This is a genomic window from Caballeronia zhejiangensis (assembly GCF_000698575.1).
In the GTDB taxonomy this organism is placed as follows: Bacteria; Pseudomonadota; Gammaproteobacteria; order Burkholderiales; family Burkholderiaceae; genus Caballeronia; species Caballeronia zhejiangensis.
Genome location: NZ_JFHD01000002.1, coordinates 416,944 through 437,092, shown reverse-complemented (window position 1 = coordinate 437,092; position 20,149 = coordinate 416,944). Strand labels below are relative to the sequence as shown.

17 protein-coding genes are annotated in these 20,149 nt (G+C 63.9%); 12 read left to right on the top strand and 5 right to left on the bottom strand.

The genetic code is table 11. The annotated features are described in order from the left end of the window. Nucleotides 1-16 precede the first annotated feature (16 nt). The 10 genes from BG60_RS05490 to BG60_RS05445 all read left to right on the top strand — a co-directional run bounded on the left by BG60_RS05490 (nucleotide 17) and on the right by BG60_RS05445 (nucleotide 10,799). Nucleotides 17-706, top strand: a complete 690-nt coding sequence (locus BG60_RS05490; protein ID WP_034470668.1) for a gamma-glutamylcyclotransferase — start codon at nucleotides 17-19, stop codon at nucleotides 704-706. 201 nt (nucleotides 707-907) lie between these two features. Further along, nucleotides 908-1,813 carry an HlyC/CorC family transporter gene (locus tag BG60_RS05485; RefSeq protein WP_008351437.1) on the top strand — a complete coding sequence of 302 codons (906 nt, stop codon included), beginning with the start codon at nucleotides 908-910 and terminating at the stop codon, nucleotides 1,811-1,813. A gap of 81 nt (nucleotides 1,814-1,894) precedes the next feature. Beyond that, a complete protein-coding gene (gene lnt, locus BG60_RS05480) occupies nucleotides 1,895-3,562 on the top strand; it encodes an apolipoprotein N-acyltransferase (RefSeq protein WP_008351439.1) in 1,668 nt (555 codons plus the stop codon). Between the two features lie 172 nt (nucleotides 3,563-3,734). Then, complete coding sequence (gene glyQ, locus BG60_RS05475) at nucleotides 3,735-4,763, top strand: glycine--tRNA ligase subunit alpha (RefSeq protein WP_075583488.1); 1,029 nt, start codon at nucleotides 3,735-3,737, stop codon at nucleotides 4,761-4,763. A gap of 17 nt (nucleotides 4,764-4,780) precedes the next feature. Then, entirely contained in the window at nucleotides 4,781-6,880 is a 2,100-nt protein-coding gene (gene glyS, locus BG60_RS05470) for a glycine--tRNA ligase subunit beta (protein WP_034470666.1), read from the top strand. 12 nt (nucleotides 6,881-6,892) lie between these two features. Next, nucleotides 6,893-7,465, top strand: a complete 573-nt coding sequence (gene gmhB / locus BG60_RS05465) for a D-glycero-beta-D-manno-heptose 1,7-bisphosphate 7-phosphatase (protein WP_008351447.1) — start codon at nucleotides 6,893-6,895, stop codon at nucleotides 7,463-7,465. Nucleotides 7,466-7,475: 10 nt separating this feature from the next. After that, entirely contained in the window at nucleotides 7,476-8,249 is a 774-nt protein-coding gene (locus BG60_RS05460; protein ID WP_008351449.1) for a lysophospholipid acyltransferase family protein, read from the top strand. A gap of 82 nt (nucleotides 8,250-8,331) precedes the next feature. Then, nucleotides 8,332-9,258 carry a M48 family metallopeptidase gene (locus BG60_RS05455; protein ID WP_034470804.1) on the top strand — a complete coding sequence of 309 codons (927 nt, stop codon included), beginning with the start codon at nucleotides 8,332-8,334 and terminating at the stop codon, nucleotides 9,256-9,258. 77 nt (nucleotides 9,259-9,335) lie between these two features. Further along, entirely contained in the window at nucleotides 9,336-9,722 is a 387-nt protein-coding gene (gloA, locus tag BG60_RS05450; RefSeq protein ID WP_008351454.1) for a lactoylglutathione lyase, read from the top strand. Nucleotides 9,723-9,869: 147 nt separating this feature from the next. Continuing rightward, the gene (locus BG60_RS05445) at nucleotides 9,870-10,799 is read left to right on the top strand and encodes a DMT family transporter (RefSeq protein WP_008351457.1); all 930 of its coding nucleotides are present in this window, start codon (nucleotides 9,870-9,872) and stop codon (nucleotides 10,797-10,799) included. 7 nt (nucleotides 10,800-10,806) lie between these two features. Here BG60_RS05445 and BG60_RS05440 read toward each other — a convergent pair whose 3' ends face one another. Continuing rightward, nucleotides 10,807-11,820, bottom strand: coding sequence for a DedA family protein/thiosulfate sulfurtransferase GlpE (locus BG60_RS05440; protein WP_008351458.1), 1,014 nt, complete (start codon nucleotides 11,818-11,820; stop codon nucleotides 10,807-10,809). Nucleotides 11,821-11,971: 151 nt separating this feature from the next. On the opposite strand from BG60_RS05440, the gene BG60_RS05435 reads away from it, so the two are divergent. After that, nucleotides 11,972-12,832, top strand: a complete 861-nt coding sequence (locus BG60_RS05435) for an MBL fold metallo-hydrolase (RefSeq protein ID WP_034470664.1) — start codon at nucleotides 11,972-11,974, stop codon at nucleotides 12,830-12,832. Here BG60_RS05435 and BG60_RS05430 read toward each other — a convergent pair. Further along, nucleotides 12,829-13,509: a FadR/GntR family transcriptional regulator gene (locus tag BG60_RS05430; protein WP_033536533.1), complete on the bottom strand. Its 681-nt coding sequence runs from the start codon at nucleotides 13,507-13,509 to the stop codon at nucleotides 12,829-12,831. The two genes, BG60_RS05435 and BG60_RS05430, sit on opposite strands and share 4 nt — an antisense overlap. 140 nt (nucleotides 13,510-13,649) lie before the next feature. Here BG60_RS05430 and dgoD point away from each other — a divergent pair, with 140 nt between their 5' ends. Next, the gene (dgoD, locus tag BG60_RS05425; RefSeq protein ID WP_008351463.1) at nucleotides 13,650-14,798 is read left to right on the top strand and encodes a galactonate dehydratase; all 1,149 of its coding nucleotides are present in this window, start codon (nucleotides 13,650-13,652) and stop codon (nucleotides 14,796-14,798) included. Between the two features lie 6 nt (nucleotides 14,799-14,804). Here the strand turns inward: dgoD and pabB are convergent, their stop codons facing one another. The 3 genes from pabB to dnaK form a co-directional block, all read right to left on the bottom strand. After that, nucleotides 14,805-16,583: an aminodeoxychorismate synthase component I gene (pabB, locus tag BG60_RS05420; RefSeq protein ID WP_034470802.1), complete on the bottom strand. Its 1,779-nt coding sequence runs from the start codon at nucleotides 16,581-16,583 to the stop codon at nucleotides 14,805-14,807. Between the two features lie 37 nt (nucleotides 16,584-16,620). Then, entirely contained in the window at nucleotides 16,621-17,757 is a 1,137-nt protein-coding gene (gene dnaJ / locus BG60_RS05415; RefSeq protein ID WP_008351467.1) for a molecular chaperone DnaJ, read from the bottom strand. Nucleotides 17,758-18,001: 244 nt separating this feature from the next. After that, complete coding sequence (gene dnaK, locus BG60_RS05410) at nucleotides 18,002-19,957, bottom strand: molecular chaperone DnaK (protein ID WP_008351469.1); 1,956 nt, start codon at nucleotides 19,955-19,957, stop codon at nucleotides 18,002-18,004. Nucleotides 19,958-20,149 lie beyond the last annotated feature (192 nt).

Sequence of the window (20,149 nt, the reverse complement as noted above, 5' to 3'; positions counted from 1 at the left end):
ATGTTCCCAACGCGCCGTGAACGACAAGCTGCCCGAACCCACGCATCCCGAGTCACTTCCTGACATCGCGCCCGAGCCGTGCGCCGGCTATCCGCCCGCGCTCGGCGAATCCGCATTGTGGACGGATGCCGAACTTGCGGCATCGCGCGAGGCGGCGTTCGCGCATTGGGACGGCGAGTCGGACGTGTGGCTCTTCGGCTACGGTTCGCTGATCTGGAACCCCGGGCTGCCGACAGTCGAAGCGGTGCGCGGCAAAGTGCATGGCTATCATCGCGGGCTTTATCTGTGGTCGCGCGTGAATCGGGGCACGCCGCAGCAGCCGGGTCTCGTGCTTGCACTCGATCGCGGCGGCTCGTGCACCGGCATGGCGTTCCGGCTCGCGGGCGTCGGTGCGATCGAGCATCTCGACGTGCTGTGGCGCCGCGAAATGGCGATGGGTTCGTACCGCCCCGCGTGGCTGCCCTGTACGCTCGCGGACGGACGGCGCGTCGATGCGCTCGCGTTCGTCATGCGGCGCGATGCGGCGTCTTATACCGGCAAGCTCGCCGATCCGGTCGTGCGAACGGTGCTCGGCTGCGCGAGCGGCCGATATGGGACGACGCTGGATTACGTCAGCCGGACGGTGGAGGCGCTGCGCGAGAGCGGCATGCCGGATCGGGCGCTGGAGGCGTTGTTGAAGCGTTGCCAGGCGCAGGGCGGACGCTGACGTTGGCGCTTTTTGCCTCCATATGATTTTCGCGCCTGATATCGTCCATTCGGCCAACGCTTTCCGCTGGACATACTTCTCGCACATTTATCGGCTAGCATGGCTGAAGTCATGCGCGCCGCGCCACGCAGCCCGCTTTTTGCCTTGGTGTATGCTTAACTTTCCGCTAACCTGCGCCCGGGAACTCCCGGGCGCTCCGCTATGAACGATCCCTATCCCAGTCGACGCCACACCGACAAACCGCAAGAAAAGCGCTCGCTCCTCGAACGCCTGACCGATTTCATCTCGCACGAGCCGGAATCGCGCGACGAACTTCTCGAAGTGCTTCAGGACGCGCACGAGCGCAACCTGCTCGACGCCGACTCGCTCTCGATGATCGAAGGCGTCTTTCAGGTGTCCGACCTCTGCGCGCGCGACATCATGGTGCCGCGCGCCCAGATGGACGCCATCAACATCGCGGAAACGCCCGCGGAATTCATCCCCTTCGTGCTCGAAAAAGCACACTCGCGCTATCCGGTGTACGAAGGCAATCGCGACAACGTCATCGGCGTGCTGCTCGCGAAAGACCTGCTGCGCTACTACGCCGAAGAAGAATTCGACGTGCGCGGCATGCTGCGCCCCGCCGTCTTCATCCCCGAATCGAAGCGTCTGAACGTACTGCTGCACGACTTTCGCGTGAACCGCAATCACATCGCGATCGTCGTCGATGAATACGGCGGCGTCGCCGGCCTCATCACGATCGAGGACGTGCTCGAACAGATCGTCGGCGACATCGAGGACGAATACGACTTCGACGAGGAAGCCGGCAATATCATCGCGACGCCCGACGGCAAGTATCGCGTGCGCGCGCTCACCGGCATCGAGCAATTCAACGAGGAATTCGGCACCGATTTCTCCGACGAAGAAGTCGACACCATCGGCGGACTCGTCACGCATCGCTTCGGGCGCGTGCCGCATCGCGGCGAAAAAGTACGCATCGACGATTTCGTGTTCGAGATCCTGCGCGGCGACGCCCGCCAGATTCACGTTCTTCTCGTGCGGCGCGTGCCGAATCTCGCGCAGCAACATCACCACGCGGGCGACGACGAAGACGAACTGCGCGACTAAGCGCTTCGCGGGCGCCGCAGCCGAACGGCGCCCGCTGTCAGTCCTACACTCGCTTTTGCCGTTTCATCTCGACCGTCATCAATGGCCGATTCATCGTTTCGCTTTCTCTCCCGTCAACGCGACGTCTCCGTGACACCCGATACGCGTCGCGCATTGCCGTTCTGGCATTACCTCGTCGCCGCCGTGCTCGGCGCGATCAATACGCTCTCCTTCGCGCCGACGCCGCACGGCGGATGGATCGAGCTCGCCGTGTTCGCGTTGTTCTTCTCGTGGCTCTCGCGCACGAACGGCTGGAAAAGCGCCGCCGCGACAGGCTGGGCATTCGGCTTCGGCAACTTCGTGACGGGCGTGTGGTGGCTCTACATCAGCATGCATGTCTACGGCGGCATGGCCGCGCCGCTCGCCGCCGCCGCCGTCGCACTGTTCTCGCTGTATCTCGCGATCTATCCGGCGTTGTCGAGCGTGGTCTGGTCGTTCGTCGCGGGGCGCGCGCGCTTCGGCGATGAAGACGCCGCCACCGCACGCGACATCGAAGCATCGCCGCGCTATGCGCCGACATGGCACGGCGCGTTCGCGTTCGCGAGCGCCTGGGCGCTCGGCGAATGGCTGCGCGGCCTCGTGTTCACCGGCTTTCCCTGGCTCGCGAGCGGTTATGCGCAAGTCGACGGTCCGCTCAAGGGCTTCAGCGCGATCGTCGGCGTGTACGGCGTCGGCTGGGTGCTCGCGCTCGTCGCCGCGCTGATCGTGCAGGCCGTCTATCACTTGCGCAAGACGCGGCGGCTCGCGTTCGCGCCGGGCGTCGTCGCGGTTGCGCTGATCGTCGCGGGCATGCTGCTGTCGCTCGTCCAATGGACGACGCCCGCCAACGCACCGCTCGACGTGCGTCTCTTGCAAGGCAACGTGAAGCAGGAAATGAAGTTCGAGCAGTCGGGCGTCGATGACTCGCTCGCGCTCTACAAGCGCCTCATCACCGAGAAGCCCGCTGATCTGATCGTCACGCCGGAAACCGCGCTGCCGGTGCTGTCGGTGCAGATTCCGCAGGATTTCGCCGTCGCGATCCGCAATTTCGCCGACGACACGAACTCGTCGATTCTCTTCGGCGCGATCGGCGTCACGATTCTGCCCGATGGCCGCGCAACCGATTTCACCAACAGTCTCTTCGGCGTCACGCCGCATGTGAACGGCGTGTATCGCTACGACAAGCATCATCTCGTGCCCTTCGGCGAATTCGTGCCGCCCGGCTTTCACTGGTTCGTGCGCATGATGGGCATTCCGCTCGGCGATCTCGCGCGCGGGCCGATCGCGCAGAAGGCATTCGTCGTGCACAACCAGCCGGTCGCCGTCGATATCTGCTACGAGGACATCTTCGGCGAAGAGATCGCGCGCACGATCCGCGAGCAGGAAACGCCCGCGGGCATTCTCATCAACTCGACGAATCTCGCGTGGTTCGGCAATACCATCGCGCTCGATCAGCACTTGCAGATCGCACGGATGCGGTCGATGGAAACCGGCCGGCCGATGCTGCGCGCGACCAACACCGGCATGACGGCGGCGATCGCGGCCAACGGCGATGTCATCTCGAAGCTGCCGACGTTCGCCACGGGCGTGCTCGAAGCGCGCGTGCAAGGCACGTCGGGCAGCACGCCGTATGTGACGAGCGGGAACATGACGGTGATCGCGGTATCGCTGATTCTGCTGGCGTTCGCGTTTGCATTCGCGCCGAATCGGAAACGTTCGGGCGAGCGTTGAACATCGGCTGAAACAAAGCCGCGTCGCGCGATGCGACGCGGCCCGCCTTCTCCCAAAAAGCCGCACCCGCCCGTCCGTTCGGCTAAAATTCTCCGTTTAAGTACTTCGGCCGAGCCTCCGAGTCGCGTCGTCACGACGATGGCCGCGCCGCGTTCGCCCGCAAAAGGCAATCATGCTCACTTTCCAGCAAATCATTCTGACGCTGCAGTCCTACTGGAACGAAAAGGGCTGCGCGCTCCTCCAGCCGATCGACATGGAAGTCGGCGCAGGCACCTCGCACGTCCACACGTTCCTGCGCGCGATCGGCCCGGAGCCGTGGCGCGCGGCCTACGTTCAACCGTCGCGCCGCCCGAAGGACGGCCGCTATGGCGAGAATCCCAACCGCCTGCAGCACTACTATCAGTATCAGGTCGTGCTGAAGCCCGCGCCGGAAAACATCCTCGATTTGTACCTCGGCTCGCTCGAAGCGCTCGGCTTCGATCTGAAGCAGAACGACGTGCGCTTCGTCGAGGACGACTGGGAGAACCCGACGCTCGGCGCCTGGGGACTCGGCTGGGAAGTGTGGCTCAACGGCATGGAAGTGACGCAGTTCACGTACTTCCAGCAAGCGGGCGGCATCGACTGCAAGCCCGTGCTCGGCGAAATCACCTACGGTCTCGAACGCCTCGCCATGTACCTGCAGAAGGTCGAGAACGTGTACGACCTCATCTGGACCGAATGGGAAGAAGACGGCCCGAACGGCCGCGAACTGCGCCGCCTCACCTACGGCGACGTGTATCACCAGAACGAGGTCGAGCAGTCCACGTACAACTTCGAGCACGCGAACGTCGATCTGCTGTTCACGTTCTTCAAGAGCTACGAAGAAGAAGCGAAGAAGATGATCGATGCGAAGCTCGCGCTACCCGCGTATGAGCTCGTGCTGAAGGCCGGCCATACGTTCAATCTGCTCGATGCGCGCGGCGCCATTTCCGTGACTGAGCGCGCGGCGTATATCGGCCGCATCCGTGCGTTGTCGCGCCTCGTGGCGCAGGCTTATTACGATTCGCGCGAAGCCCTCGGCTTCCCGATGCTCGGCAATCCGGTCAAGGGCGATCGCGATCTCGTCAGCGACGAGCAGGAAGCGCAGCGTCCGGCATGGGCGCCGCCGCTCAAGGTGGAAAGCACGCCGCCGGGCGAACCCAGCAACAACGAACAGGCTTGACGAGGCTCGCTAGAACAATGACGCAATCCAACCACGCTTCGCTCCTCGTCGAGCTGCTCACCGAAGAACTGCCGCCGAAAGCGCTTGCGCGTCTCGGCACCGCTTTCGCCGATGGCATCGTCGAGCGTCTCGCCGCGCGCGATCTCATCGACGGCGCGCCTTCGTTCGAAAAGTACGCGACGCCGCGCCGCCTCGCCGTGCTCATCCGCAATGTGCGCGATGTCGCGCCGGAAAAGCAGGTGCGCGAGAAAGTCTTGCCGGTAACGGTCGCGCTCGATAAGGAAGGCAACCCCACGCCGCCGCTCGCGAAGAAACTCGCGGCGCTCGGCTTCCCCGACTTTCCCATCGCCGAACTCGAACGCGCGCAGGACGGCAAGGCCGAAGCCTTCTTCCTGCGCTACGCCGCGCCCGGCGCGACGCTCGCCGACGGCCTGCAAGCCGCGCTCGACGAAACCCTCGGCAAGCTGCCCATTCCGAAGGTCATGACGTATCAGCGTCCGGACGGCACCAGCGTGCAGTTCGTGCGTCCGGTGCAGCGCCTGATCGCGATGCACGGCCGCGACGTCGTGCCGGTCAGCGCGCTTGGCGTCGATGCGGGCGATACGACCATCGGGCATCGCTTCATGTCGGAAGGCTTCGTCGCGATCGCTCATGCCGACGACTACGCCGACACCCTGCTCGACAAAGGCCGCGTCGTCGCGAACTTCGACGATCGCCGCGAATCGATCCGCACGCAACTGCAGGCGTTTGCGGGCGAAGATCGCGTCGTGATGCCCGAAGCGCTGCTCGACGAAGTGAACGCGCTCGTCGAATGGCCGGTCGTCTACGAATGCCGCTTCGACGAGGAATTCCTGCAGGTGCCGCAGGAATGCCTGATCCTCACGATGCAGACGAACCAGAAATACTTCGCGCTCACGGACCAGAACGGCAAGCTGCGCTCGCGTTTTCTGATCGTGTCGAATATCGATACGAAGACGCCCGGCGAGATCGTCGAAGGCAACGAGCGCGTCGTGCGCCCGCGCCTCGCCGACGCAAAGTTCTTCTTTACGCAGGACAAGAAGAAGCGCCTCGAAGATCGCGTGCCGCTGCTCGCGAACGTCGTCTATCACAACAAGCTCGGCTCGACGCTGCAGCGCGTCGAGCGTCTCGAAGCGCTCGCGGGCGAAATCGCGCCGATGGTCGGGGTCGATCCCGCGCTGACGCGCCGCGCCGCGCGTCTCGCGAAGGCGGATCTGCTGACCGACATGGTCGGTGAATTCCCCGAGCTGCAAGGCACGATGGGCACGTACTACGCGCGTCACGACGGCGAGCCGGAAGAAGTCGCGCTCGCGTGCTCGGAGCACTATCAGCCGCGCTTTTCGGGCGACGAAACGCCGTCGACGGGCGTCGGTGCCGCGGTCGCGCTCGCGGACAAGCTCGAAACGATCGTCGGCATCTGGGGCATCGGGCTCGCGCCGACGGGCGAGAAAGATCCGTTCGCGCTGCGCCGTCACGCGCTGGGCGTGCTGCGCATCCTGCTCGAAAAGAAGCTGCCGGTCGATCTGCGCGATCTCGTCGGCGCGGCGCAACGTCAGTTCGCGGGCATGCCGCAAGTCGCCGATTCGACCGAAGCGGTCTACGCCTTCTTCCTCGATCGTCTGCGCGGACTGTTGCGCGAGCGCGGCTTCGAAGCGAACGATATCGAAGCGGTCCTGAGCCTGAACCCGACGCGCCTCGACGACATCGTCGCGCGCCTCGACGCCGTGCGCGAATTCGCGGCGCTGCCGGAAGCCGCGGCGCTCGCGGCGGCCAACAAGCGCATCTCGAACATTCTGAAGAAGTCGGAGCAAGGCGCGCCTTCGGTGGTCGACAAGGAACTGCTCGTCGAAGCGGCCGAGAAGGATCTGTACGCGCAGATCGAGCAAGTGACGCCGCGCGTGCAAAGCCAGCTCGCCGCGCGCAACTATACGGAGGCGCTCACCGCGCTCGCCGCGTTGCGCGAATCCGTCGATACGTTCTTCAACGACGTGATGGTGAACGCGGAAGACCCGGCGCTGCGCAACAATCGTCTTGCGCTGCTCAACGCGCTGCATCAGCAGATGAACTGCGTCGCCGACATCTCGAAGCTCGCTGCTTAAGAAACGCCGCCCATGGTCATGAACCGCAAACTGGTCATCCTCGATCGCGACGGCGTCATCAACGTCGATTCGGATGCCTTCATCAAGTCGCCGGACGAATGGGTCGCCATTCCCGGCAGTCTCGAAGCGATCGCGCGGCTGAACCAGTCGGGCTATCGCGTGGCGATCGCGTCGAATCAGTCGGGCATCGGGCGCGGTCTATTCGACATGGCCGCACTCAACGCAATGCATCAGAAGATGAATCGCGCGGTCGCGGCCGTCGGCGGGCGCATCGACGCGGTGTTTTTCTGCCCGCACACGGCCGAAGATCAGTGCGATTGCAGAAAGCCCCGGCCCGGCATGCTGCAACAGATCATCGACCGCTTCGAGATCGATCCGGAAGATACGCCGGTCGTCGGCGATTCTTTGCGCGATCTCCAGGCGGGCGCGGCGCTCGGCTTTCCCACGCATCTCGTGCTGACCGGCAAAGGCGAAAAGACGCTCAAGGAAGGCCAGTTGCCCGAAGGCACCCTCGTTCACAAGGACTTGCGCGCATTCGCGCTCGATTTCCTCGCGCGGCATCAGGATCGCGCCGCGGCTCAGTAACAGATATTCCATGCGCTTCATCCGTTCGTTGCTGTTGATGCTTTACTTCGTCGTGTACACGGTGCCGTACGCGATCGCCTGCTTCATCGCGTTTCCGTTCATGCGCGCAGACAAGCGTTACTGGATGGCCGCCGGCTGGTGCAAGTCGACGATCGTCGTGCTGCGGCATCTGATCGGCATTCGCTACACGATCGAAGGCATGGAGAACCTGCCGAATGGTCCGGCCGTGCTGCTGTCGAAGCATCAGTCCGCATGGGAGACGCTCGCGTTTCCCGCGCTGATGCCGCGGCCGCTCTGCTACGTGTTCAAGCGCGAGCTGCTCTATGTGCCGTTCTTCGGCTGGGCGCTCGGACTCCTGAAGATGGTGCACATCGATCGCAAGCAGGGCCGCGACGCCTTCGTCTCCGTCACCAGGCAAGGCCGCGCGCGCATGGACGAAGGCGCGTGGATCATCATGTTCCCCGAAGGCACGCGCACACGCGTCGGCAGCCAGGGCAAGTACAAGACCGGCGGCGCACGCTTCGCGGTTGCAACCGGCGCGCCGGTCGTGCCCATCGCGCACAACGCCGGTCACGTGTGGCCACGCAATTCGTTCATCAAATATCCGGGTATAGTCACGGTGTCGGTCGGCAAGCCGATCGATACGGCCGGTCTCACGCCTGAGGAAGTGAACGCGCGCGTCGAAAGCTGGATCGAGACGGAAATGCGCCGCATCGATCCGCACGCTTACGCCGTGCCGAACGCGCAGCCGGCCAAAGCCGGCGCTGCGGGCGCGGGCCGCTGACGCGGCGGCGTTCGATTCGAGCCGAGGCGTGCCCTACTCTTTCTTCTCGTCATTCCTGCGCCGTGAGCGCAAAGCGGAGCCGATGCAGAAAGCCCCTTCGCGACAGCGCCCCGCCGTCGCGCTCGATACCCTGCAACTCGATCTGCCGTTCGAGCATGCGCCGGCTTACTCCGGCGCGCCGCCCGCGAACGGACCGGCTCCGCTGCGCGGCGATGTTCCCCCCGCCGATCCCGTTCCCGTCCTCACGCCCGCCGCACCGAACGCGCCCACCGCACCGCTGCCCGATGGCGTGCGCCTGCGTCGCATCGTGCTCAAAGCGGGCGCGCTCGAATACCGGTTGCGTCGTTCGTCGCGGCGCACGATCGGCTTTTGCATCGACGGAACCGGGCTCGCGATCACCGCGCCGCGCTGGGTGACGATCGCCGATATCGAAAGCGCGATTCTCGACAAGCAGAACTGGATCGTCAGGAAGCTCACCGAATGGCAGACGCGCGTGGAGCAGCGCGCGCTGCCGCGCATCGAATGGAAGGACGGCGCGCAGTTTCCGTTTCTCGGCAAGACGATCAGCGTGTCGCTCAACTCTGCGAGCGCGCTTTCGTTCGATGACGAAACCAGCGTGCTCACGCTTCCGCTGCCAGCATCCGCCGACGCGCAGCAGATCAAGGATCGCGTGCAAGGCTGGCTGCAAAGCGAAGCGAAGCGCATCTTCGGTGCGCGGCTCGCGGTCTATGCGGCGAAGCTCGGCGTCGAGTACCGCGCGTATGCGCTGTCGTCGGCGGCGACGCGCTGGGGCAGTTGCTCCAGCGACGGCAAGATTCGCCTCAACTGGCGGCTCATCCATTTTCCGATGTCGATCATCGATTACGTCGTCGCGCACGAGCTCGCGCATCTGCGCGAGATGAATCACAGCCCGCGTTTCTGGCAGACGGTGGAATCGATCTTCCCCGAGTTCCGCGAGGCGCGGCATACGCTCAAGCATCATCCGCCGGACTTGCTGCCGGCACTGTGAGCGCGGTCAGCGCGTAAAAGGCGCCGACGGTACAATTTCATTCCTGTCCCCGCAAACCTACAAACAGGAATCCCACCATGCGACTCCTCCACACGATGCTGCGCGTCGGCGACCTGCAGCGTTCCATCGATTTCTACACGCGCATTCTCGGCATGCATGTGCTGCGTCAAAGCGAAAACACCGAGTACAAGTACACGCTCGCGTTCGTCGGCTACGGCCCGGAAAGCGAGAACAGCGTGCTCGAACTGACCTACAACTGGGGCACCGACAAGTACGATCTCGGCACGGCTTACGGTCATATCGCGCTCGAAGTCGATAACGCCGCCGATGCGTGCGAGCGCATCCGTCAGGCGGGCGGCAAGGTGACGCGCGAAGCCGGTCCGGTGAAGGGCGGCACGACGGTGATCGCGTTCGTCGAAGATCCGGACGGCTACAAGGTCGAACTGATCGAAAAGCATTCCTGAACCGCGCTCAATCCACGCTTTCAAAGCGCGCGCCGCACGCTCGTCGCGGCGCGCAATCTCCACGGGCTCGTCCCGACCTTTCGTTCATCGCAGCGGTTCGCTGGCACAATCGACGCTCCAGATCAGTGCACGCTTAACCGACAGCCGATGAGCTCGCCATCCCTCTCCCTGCGCCGCGCCCCCGACGCCACCGCCGTCATCGTGATGATCGCCCTCTGCGGCGCGTGGGGATTCCAGCAAGTCGCGATCAAGGAAGCCAACGCCTCGATTCCGCCGATGCTGCAGGCCGGCATCCGCTCGCTGATCGCGACATTGCTCGTATGGGTCTGGACGCGCACGCGCGGCGTGCCGCTCTTTCAGCGCGACGACACGCTGCCCGCCGGACTGCTCGCGGGCGTGCTGTTCGGCGGCGAATTCGTCTGCATCTTCTTCGGCCTGAGTCTCACGACGGCCACACGCATGGCCGTGTTTCTCTACACCGCGCCCTGTTTCACCGCGCTCGGGCTGCACTGGTTCGTCGCGGGCGAGCGGCTTTCGCGCACGCAGTGGAGCGGCATCGTGCTCGCGTTCTGCGGCATCGCGCTCGCGTTCGCGGACGGCTTTCTGCACGGCAATCCGAATAGCGCATCGACGTTGCAAGGCATCGCTGGCGATGCGCTCGGCATCATGGCCGGCATCTTCTGGGCCGCGACGACGGTCGTCGTGCGCGCGTCCGCGCTCTCCCATGCGAGTGCGAGCAAGACGCTGTTCTATCAGCTGGCGGTATCGGCGGTTCTGCTGCTCGTGCTCGCGGCGGGCATCGGGCAGACGCACGTCGAAGCCGTGTCGCCCATAGCGATCGCGAGTCTCGCGTATCAGGCGATCGTCGTCGCGTTCATCAGCTATCTGACGTGGTTCTGGCTGCTCACGCGCTACATGGCGTCGCGGCTTTCCGTGTTCTCGTTTCTCACGCCGATCTTCGGCGTCACCTTCGGCGTGCTCTTGCTCGGCGAGCATTTCACCGCGCGCTTCATGGTCGCCGCCGCGATGGTCCTCGCGGGCATCGCGCTCGTGAACCGGCCGGCGCGCCGCAGCTAGGGTCGGCTCATTCCGGCGCGGTCGCGCGGATCGTCACCATATCGTGATCGATGTCGTCGTGATCGGCGGGCGCGCGCAAGTGCTCGGGCGGAATCGGCTCGGTCGGATAGCCGTGCTTTTCCCACGCATCGAGCCCGCCCTTCAGCGGCCGCACGTGTCTGAAGCCCTTCGCCCGCAATTGACGCGCGATGGTCTTCGCCGTCGCCTCGTTCGGACACACGCAATACACGACGACCTCGTGCTCCGCATACAACTGATCGACGCGATCCGGCGAATCGAGATCGAGCGCGATCGCGCCCGCGATGCGATACGGCTCGCGACGGCGAATGTCCGCCGGACGCGCGTCGTAGATCACGGGTGGCGTGTCGGAGTGCATCATCGCGTCGAGCTGATCGGGCGTGATGTGATACTTGGCGAGCCACTGACGAAACTGCTCGCGCCGGATCCATCGATACAGCACGAAGCCGAGCGCGATGATCACGAGCACGTCGATCAGCGTCGTGCCGTTCGCGCGCACCAGTTCGATGAGCCGGCCGATCTGCGCCTCGAGCGCCGCGCCGCCGAGCATCCAGAAGCTCGCCCACGCCGTCGCGCCGATCAGATCCCACAACACGAAGACGCGCACTTCGATCTGCGTGGTGCCGAGCAGCGGCGCCGACACGAGCCCGAGCCCCGGCACGAACTTCGACAGCGCGAGCAGCGGCACGCCGAAGCGCTCGAACCATCGGCGCGCGGTGCGCAGCGTGGTATCGATCGACAGTGAGAAGCGCACGAGCGAATTGAGAAAGGTTCGGCCGTAGAGACGGCCCGCGGTGAACCACAAGGAATCGGCGATGAGCACCGCGAGCACTGCGGCCACCAGCATTTGCCAGAACGGCACGTTGCCGGCGGCGACGAGCGTGCCGGCGAGAATGAGCATCGGCGCGGCGGGGACCGGCACGCCGAGCTGCGTCGCGAGGACGCTGACGAACACGGCCCACGCGCCCCAGGACGACGCGAGCGCGGTCGGGACGTGCGGCATTCAAACCTCTCGATGGAGCTTTCGCGAAGACGACGGCCGGCGCATCGATGCCCGGCGCAAAGGGTTACACTGTATCGCGATCCTGACAAACACGCCCAATCCATCCGGGCCGCAAAAGCACAGGATCGCGTGACGCACCGGGGGAATCAACGTGCAAGCGATCATTCAGCCCTTCTTCGACATCAACACCGGCACGATGACGTACGTCGTCTACGAAGCGCCCGGCTCCGCCGCGGCTATCGTCGATCCGGTGCTCGACTACGATCCCAAAGCCGCCCGCACATCGACGAAATCCGCCGATGCGGTCGTCGCGTTCGTGCGGGACCAGCGGCTTTCCGTCGAATGGATTCTGGAGACGCACGCGCACGCCGATCATCTCTCGGCGGCGCCGTATCTGAAACGCACGCTCGGCGGGAAGATCGGAATTGGCGAGTCGATACGCACGGTGCAGGGCGTGTTCAAGAAGATCTTCGATCTCGAGCCCGAGTTCCAGCTCGACGGCTCGCAGTTCGATCATCTGTTCGCCGACGGCGAGCGGTTCATGATCGGCGCGCTCGAAGCAACCGCGCTCTTCGTGCCGGGACATACGCCCGCCGACATGGCGTATCGCGTCGGCGATGCGGTGTTCGTCGGCGACACGCTCTTCATGCCGGATCTGGGCACCGCGCGCTGCGATTTCCCGGGCGGCGACGCCCGCGCGATGTATCGATCGATTCAGCGCCTGCTCGCGCTCGATCCCGACACGCGGCTTTTCGTGTGTCACGACTATCCGCCGGAGACGCGCGCTCCGCAATGGCAAGCCACGGTGCGCGAGCAGCGTGAGAAGAACATCCACGTCGGCGGCGGCAAGACCGAGGACGAGTTCGTCGCGATGCGCGAGGCGCGCGACGCGACGCTCGGCATGCCGACGCTCATCTTGCCCGCCATTCAGGTCAATATCCGCGCGGGCCACTTTCCCGACGCGGCGAGCAACGGCACGACCTATCTGAAGATTCCGCTGAACGCGTTCTAGCCCTCAATCCGGCCGCGTGTCACACCAAGCAGACCGGCCATCGCGCGGCGCGCGCCGTTCGAATCGCGCGCGATGATCGCTTCGAAAACCGCCGTATGTTCCGCGAGCGACGCGTTGTAGACGTCGGCGCGCTTCGCGTTCAGGCGCAACTGGCCTTCGAGCGTGCGCTCGATCAGCGCGCCGAGCGGAATCAGCAATTCGTTGCTGCACGCGGCGAGCACGCCCAGATGGAAGTCGAGATCGGCGCGCACCCATTCATCGACGTTCTGCGCGTCCGCCATCGCCTGATGCGCGCGCGTGAGTCGTTCGCGCGTGCGTTCTTCGTGGTTGTCGGCGGCGAGCGCGGCGGCGTACGGCTCGATCATCTCGCGCATTTCCTGAAGCTTGAGTGCGAATTGCAGCGGCGGCGCGACGCGCGAGTACCAGTCGAGCATGTCGGCATCGAGCAGATTCCACGCGTCTTGCGCGCGCACGCGCGTACCGACTTTCGGCCGCGACTCGATCAATCCTTTCGATGTCAGCGTGCGCAACGACTCGCGCAACACCGTGCGGCTCACGCCAAAGCGCTCCATCAGTTCCGCTTCGCGCGGCAATGGCGAACCCGGCGCAAAGTCGCCGCGCAGGATCGCCATGCCCAGTTCATGCGTCACACGGCCATGCAGATCGCGGTAAATGATGGTCTCCCTTCATATTTTGAGCACGATTATCGGGCATTCGACTGATGTTTCGTAAGTCTTAATCTTTACGCGAATAATACTATTAATATGCCCAGACATCGCCTTTTTGCTACCATGTAAAACCCTTCAGGAGACGCTCAATGAAAATCACGAAACTCGAGACCTTCATCGTTCCGCCGCGCTGGTGCTTCCTCAAGATCGAAACCGACGAGGGCATCACGGGCTGGGGCGAGCCGGTTGTGGAAGGCCGCGCGCATACGGTCGCCGCAGCCGTCGATGAACTCGCCGACTATCTCGTCGGCAAGGACCCGCGCCATATCGAAGACTTGTGGCAGGTCATGTACCGCGCGGGCTTCTATCGCGGCGGGCCGATCGGCATGAGCGCGATCGCGGGCGTCGATCAGGCATTGTGGGACATTCTCGGCAAGCATCACGGCGTGCCGGTGCACGCGCTGCTCGGCGGCCAGGTGCGCGACAAGATCAAGGTGTATTCGTGGATCGGCGGCGACCGTCCGAGCGACGTCGCGAACAACGCGCGGGCGGTGGTCGAGCGCGGCTTCAAGGCCGTGAAGATGAACGGCTCGGAAGAGCTGCAGATCATCGATACCTTCGACAAGGTTCAGGGCGTGATCGACAACGTGCAAGCGGTGCGCGAAGCGGTCGGGCCGAACGTGGGCATCGGCGTCGACTTTCACGGACGCGTGCACAAGCCGATGGCGAAAGTGCTCGCGAAGGAGCTCGATCCGTTCAAGCTGATGTTCATCGAAGAGCCGGTGCTTTCGGAAAACGTCGAGGCGCTGCGCGATATCGTCAACCAGACAAGCACGCCGATCGCGCTCGGCGAGCGGCTCTACTCGCGCTGGGATTTCAAGCACATTCTGGCGGGCGGTTACGTCGACATCATTCAGCCGGACGCGTCGCACGCGGGCGGTCTCACCGAATGCCGCAAGATCGCGACGATGGCCGAAGCCTACGATGTCGCGCTCGCGCTGCACTGCCCGCTCGGTCCGATCGCGCTCGCAACCTGTCTGCAGATCGATGCGGTCAGCTATAACGCGTTCATCCAGGAACAGAGCCTCGGCATTCACTACAACAAGGGCAATGACCTGCTCGATTACATCAGGAATCCGGAAGTCTTCAAGTACGAAGACGGGATGGTGTCGATTCCGCAAGGGCCGGGCTTGGGAATCGAGGTGAACGAGGAGAAAGTGCGCGAAATGGCGAAGGTCGGCCATCGCTGGCGCAATCCGGTGTGGCGTCACGCGGATGGCAGCGTCGCCGAGTGGTGATTCTGGCTAACGCTTGAGGCGCGCTTCGACCGCGCCGCGCAGGGCGTTGCTGATCAGCAGGCTCTGCGCGTTGTCGAGTTCGTTCGGCGTAAGCGCGCGTTCGCGCGCGCCGAGTTCTTCCATCAACACCGCGCGCATCACGCCCGGCAGCACGCCGGCATCGATGGGCGGCGTGAACCACTCGCCGTCGAGCTTCACGAACACGCTCGAGCGGCCGCCCTCGGTCAACTCGCCGCGCTCGTTGACGAACAACATGTCGAACGCGCCTTCGGCTTCGGCGGCTTTCCACGCACGATCGTAATCCGCGCGACGCGTCGTCTTGTGTCTGAGCAGCGGATCGGCCGAGCTTTGCGGCGCGAATCCGCGCTCCGAAGCGAGCAGCACGTTCACCGTATCCGATGGCAACGGCGCAAGCGGCGCGCTCGTCATCGTGATGCGCCCGCTCTTGGCCAGCGCGATACGCATTCGATACGGTTTCTGGCCTTCGAAGTCCGCGATATGTTGCGCGGTCTGCTCGTGCAACGAAGCTTCGTCGAACGTGAAACCGAGATACGCCGCGCTCGCCTTCAACCGCGCGACGTGGCGCGCGTAATGGCGCACGCCTTCATCGCGTGTCGCGTATGTCGTCTCGAACAGTTCGAAGCCGGGATCCGCGCCCGTCAGAAAACGCGCTTTCAACAGACACTCCTCGTATTCGTCGGCGGCGACACTATCGAGCACGATGCCCGCGCCGATGCCGAGCACGCCGCGCCGCGCGGCCGCATCGATGACGAGCGTACGAATCGCCACCGACATGCAGAAGTCGCCGCTCGCATCGAGCCAGCCGATCGCGCCGGTGTAAAGCCCGCGCGGCGTGCTCTCGATTTCGTCGATCAGTTGCATCGTCCGATACTTCGGCGCGCCGGTAATCGAGCCGCACGGAAAGAGCGCGCGCACGATGTCCGCGAACGACGTGCCGGGTATGACGCGCGCTTCGATCGTCGACGTCATCTGCCACACCGATGCGTACGGCTCGACCGAGAACAGCGCGGGTACGTTGACCGAACCCGTGACCGCCACGCGCGACATGTCGTTGCGCAACAAGTCGACGATCATCACGTTCTCGGCGCGATTCTTCGGGTCGAGGCGCAGCGATTCGGGATCGGCATCCCGCGGCGCGGTGCCTTTCATCGGCCGCGCGCGCAACAGATCGCCATGTTTCTCGACGAACAATTCCGGCGAGCACGACACGACCGACCTGCCGTCCGGCAACGCGATGAACGCGCCGAAATGCACGGCTTGCCGCTCGCGCAATCGCCGATACAGCGCGAGCGGCGTGCCGAATACATCGAAATTCAGCCGATACGTGTAGTTGATCTGATACGACTCGCCTTCCTTCAACGCCTCCTGAACCGTGGCGATGGCCTTGTCGAACTCGTCGCGGGTGACGCTCGGCGCAATGCCCGCGACGCCTGCAACGTCGTCATCGGCGAGCCAGGCGCTCACTTCCTTACGCGACAGAAACACGCACGAGCGAAACATCAGCACGCGAAGCGCGTGATCTTCACCACGCCCGATTTCACCGAACTGGAGATTGCGTCCGAACTCGTAATCCGCGACGACAAGCGCATGCAGGCCGCTCTGCAGATCGCGCTCGATTTCGGCGCAAACGGCATCGAGATCGCGCGCGTTCACGCACACGCGTTCGCGCACGAAGTCTGTGTACAAACGACTCGACCGCCTTTCGGCGGTCGCATCGCAATCGTCGAGCAGCGCGAACACCGCGCTGCGCTCTTCGGTTTTCATCGTCATACCTGCCCGACGTACGACGCACTCGACCGCATCAATCGAAGAAGCTCTTCACGCGGTCGAACCAGCTCTTGCTTTGCGGACTATGCCGCGCGCCACCCTCGACGAGCGACTTCTCGAACTGCTTGAGCAAATCGCGCTGCGCGTCGGTGAGCTTGACCGGCGTTTCCACCTGGACATGCACATACAGATCGCCGGCGATGCTCGAACGCAAGCCCTTGATGCCCTTGCCGCGCAAACGGAACGTCTTGCCCGACTGCGTGCCTTCCGGCACCGTGAAGCTCGCGCGGCCCGCGAGCGTCGGCACTTCGATCTCGCCGCCGAGCGCCGCCGTCGTGAACGGAATCGGCATCTGGCAATGCAGGTCGTCGCCGTCACGCTCGAACACCGAATGCTGCTTGATGTGGATTTCCACATACAAGTCGCCGGCCGGACCACCGTTGATGCCCGGCTCGCCATTGCCCGCCGAGCGGATTCGCATTCCGTCGTCGATGCCCGCCGGAATCTTCACTTCCAGCGTCTTCGTTTCCTTCACCTTGCCCGCGCCGTGGCAGTTCGCGCACGGATCGGGGATGTAGCTGCCGCTGCCGTGACACTTCGGGCACGTCTGCTGGATGCTGAAAAACCCTTGCGACATGCGTACCTGGCCCTGACCATGACAGGTCGGGCAGGTTTCGGGCTTCGTGCCCGGCTTCGCACCGGAGCCGTGGCAGACGTTGCAGTTCACCCAGCTCGGCACGCGAATCTGCGTGTCGTAGCCGTGCGCCGCCTGCTCCAGCGTGATTTCCATGCTGTAGCGCAAGTCCGCGCCGCGATACACCTGCGGACCGCTGCGGCCGCGCGCGCCGGCGCCACCCGCCGTCTGTCCGAAGATGTCGCCGAAGATATCGCCGAAGGCATCGGCGAAACCGCCGAAACCTTGCGCGCCCGCGCCCGCCATGTTCGGATCCACGCCCGCGTGGCCGTACTGATCGTAGGCGGCCCGCTTCTGCTGGTCGGAGAGCATTTCGTAGGCTTCCTTCGCCTCCTTGAAATTCTCTTCCGCCTTCTTGTTGTCCGGGTTGCGGTCAGGGTGATACTTCATCGCGAGCTTGCGATACGCCTTCTTGATCTCGTCGTCGCTCGCATTTTTCGCGACGCCCAGAACGTCGTAGTAATCCCGTTTCGCCATGTCGGTTCGATGCCGCCGCGCTTGAGCGCCGCGGTTCCTGTCAGATGCTGCGAGATGCTGCGGATGTCGCTCGCAACCCGCGCGTAAAACTTTTTGCGCCTCGCCAGAAGCAACGCGCCTCTAAAAACAACGTGCCCGGAGAGCCGAAAGGCTCGCCAGGCGCGCTCCACGTCAGACGCCAACGCGTCCCGGTGATACCACCGAAAAGCGCGTGAATGTCGCCACTCACGCGCCCGATTCGGCGTTAGTCCTTCTTCACTTCCTTGAAGTCGGCGTCGACGACGTCATCGTGATGCTGGCTCGCGCCCGCATCCGCCGACGCGCCCGCGCCTGCCGCACCCGCGGCCGCGCTCGCCGCGCCTTGCTGCGCCTGCATGTCGGCGTACATCTTTTCGCCGAGCTTCTGCGAAGCCTGAGCCAGCGCCTCGACCTTTGCTTCGATCGTGGCCTTGTCGCTCGAGCTGCTCTTCAGCGCCTCTTCGAGGTCCTTCAGCGCCGCTTCGATCTTTTCCTTCTCCGAAGCGTCGACCTTGTCACCGTACTCCGCGACCGCCTTCTTCGTGCTGTGAACCAGCGCATCGCCCTGGTTGCGCGCGTCGGCCAGCTCACGCAGCTTGTGATCTTCCTCGGCGTTGGCTTCGGCGTCCTTCACCATCTTGTCGATTTCCGCGTCCGTCAGACCCGAGTTCGCCTTGATGGTGATCTTGTTTTCCTTGCCCGTCGCCTTGTCCTTCGCGCCAACGTGCAGAATGCCGTTCGCGTCGATGTCGAAGGTCACTTCGATCTGCGGCACGCCGCGCGGTGCGGGCGGAATGCCTTCGAGGTTGAACTCGCCGAGCAGCTTGTTGCCGACGGCCATTTCGCGCTCGCCCTGGAACACCTTGATCGTCACGGCGCCCTGGTTGTCGTCCGCCGTCGAATACACTTGCGAGTGCTTCGTCGGGATGGTCGTGTTCTTGTTGATCATCTTCGTCATCACACCGCCGAGCGTCTCGATACCGAGCGACAGCGGCGTCACGTCGAGCAGCAGCACGTCCTTGCGGTCGCCCGACAGAACCTGGCCTTGAATCGCGGCGCCCACGGCGACGGCTTCGTCCGGGTTCACGTCACGGCGCGGATCCTTGCCGAAGAATTCCTTCACCTTCTCCTGCACCTTCGGCATACGCGTCATGCCGCCGACGAGAATCACGTCGTCGATGTCGCCGACCTTCACGCCCGCATCCTTGATCGCGATGCGGCACGGTTCGATCGTGCGCTCGATCAGCTCTTCGACGAGCGCTTCGAGCTTGGCACGCGTGAACTTGAGGTTCAGGTGCTTCGGACCGGACGCGTCCGCCGTGATGTACGGCAGGTTGATGTCGGTCTGAGCCGTCGACGACAGTTCGATCTTCGCCTTTTCAGCGGCTTCCTTCAGGCGTTGCAGCGCGAGCACGTCCTTGGACAGGTCGACGCCCTGCTCCTTCTTGAACTCGCCGATGATGTAATCGATGATGCGCTGGTCGAAGTCTTCACCGCCGAGGAACGTATCGCCGTTCGTCGACAGCACTTCGAACTGCATTTCGCCGTCCACGTCCGCGATCTCGATGATCGAGATGTCGAACGTGCCGCCGCCCAAGTCGAACACGGCGATCTTGCGGTCGCCCTTTTCGGCCTTGTCGAGACCGAACGCGAGCGCGGCCGCGGTCGGCTCGTTGATGATGCGCTTCACTTCCAGACCGGCGATGCGGCCCGCGTCCTTCGTTGCCTGACGCTGGCTGTCGTTGAAGTACGCCGGAACCGTGATGACGGCTTCCGTCACCGGCTCGCCGAGGTAGTCTTCAGCGGTCTTCTTCATCTTGCGCAGGACTTCAGCCGAAACCTGCGACGGCGCGAGGTTCTTGCCGTGCGCTTCGACCCATGCATCGCCGTTGTCGTGCTTGACGATCTTGTAGGGCATCAGGTTGATGTCCTTCTGCACTTCCTTCTCGTCGAAGCGGCGGCCGATCAGGCGCTTGACCGCGTACAGCGTGTTCTTCGGATTGGTGACCGACTGGCGCTTCGCAGGCGCGCCGACGAGGATCTCGTTGTCATCCATGTACGCGATGATCGACGGCGTGGTGCGCGCGCCTTCCGAGTTCTCGATGACCTTGACCTGATTGCCTTCCATCAGCGCCACGCACGAGTTCGTGGTGCCGAGGTCGATACCGATGATTCTGCCCATTTTTTATCCTCTCCTAGCTTTGATCGCAGTGGCGTTGCGGCCGGCCTTTCGATGCCGGCTTTTGCCGATTTACCGGGCCGAACGCCCAAAATTCATACCTGTACGCAAGATAAGAGCGTCAGTTTCGATTTCAAGACCCTGCAAACGATACGGTCTATAAGTTTTTTTGTGCGGCGACCGACACGGCCGGCA

What these genes read in the sequence shown, in the direction of transcription:
- BG60_RS05485 (WP_008351437.1), top strand. Translation starts at nt 908, where the DNA reads ATGAACGATCCCTATCCCAGTCGACGCCACACCGACAAACCGCAAGAA.
- lnt (WP_008351439.1), top strand. Translation starts at nt 1,895, where the DNA reads ATGGCCGATTCATCGTTTCGCTTTCTCTCCCGTCAACGCGACGTCTCC.
- glyQ (WP_075583488.1), top strand. Translation starts at nt 3,735, where the DNA reads ATGCTCACTTTCCAGCAAATCATTCTGACGCTGCAGTCCTACTGGAAC.
- glyS (WP_034470666.1), top strand. Translation starts at nt 4,781, where the DNA reads ATGACGCAATCCAACCACGCTTCGCTCCTCGTCGAGCTGCTCACCGAA.
- gmhB (WP_008351447.1), top strand. Translation starts at nt 6,893, where the DNA reads ATGGTCATGAACCGCAAACTGGTCATCCTCGATCGCGACGGCGTCATC.
- BG60_RS05460 (WP_008351449.1), top strand. Translation starts at nt 7,476, where the DNA reads ATGCGCTTCATCCGTTCGTTGCTGTTGATGCTTTACTTCGTCGTGTAC.
- BG60_RS05455 (WP_034470804.1), top strand. Translation starts at nt 8,332, where the DNA reads ATGCAGAAAGCCCCTTCGCGACAGCGCCCCGCCGTCGCGCTCGATACC.
- gloA (WP_008351454.1), top strand. Translation starts at nt 9,336, where the DNA reads ATGCGACTCCTCCACACGATGCTGCGCGTCGGCGACCTGCAGCGTTCC.
- BG60_RS05445 (WP_008351457.1), top strand. Translation starts at nt 9,870, where the DNA reads ATGAGCTCGCCATCCCTCTCCCTGCGCCGCGCCCCCGACGCCACCGCC.
- BG60_RS05440 (WP_008351458.1), bottom strand. Translation starts at nt 11,820, where the DNA reads ATGCCGCACGTCCCGACCGCGCTCGCGTCGTCCTGGGGCGCGTGGGCC.
- dgoD (WP_008351463.1), top strand. Translation starts at nt 13,650, where the DNA reads ATGAAAATCACGAAACTCGAGACCTTCATCGTTCCGCCGCGCTGGTGC.
- pabB (WP_034470802.1), bottom strand. Translation starts at nt 16,583, where the DNA reads ATGAAAACCGAAGAGCGCAGCGCGGTGTTCGCGCTGCTCGACGATTGC.
- dnaJ (WP_008351467.1), bottom strand. Translation starts at nt 17,757, where the DNA reads ATGGCGAAACGGGATTACTACGACGTTCTGGGCGTCGCGAAAAATGCG.
- dnaK (WP_008351469.1), bottom strand. Translation starts at nt 19,957, where the DNA reads ATGGGCAGAATCATCGGTATCGACCTCGGCACCACGAACTCGTGCGTG.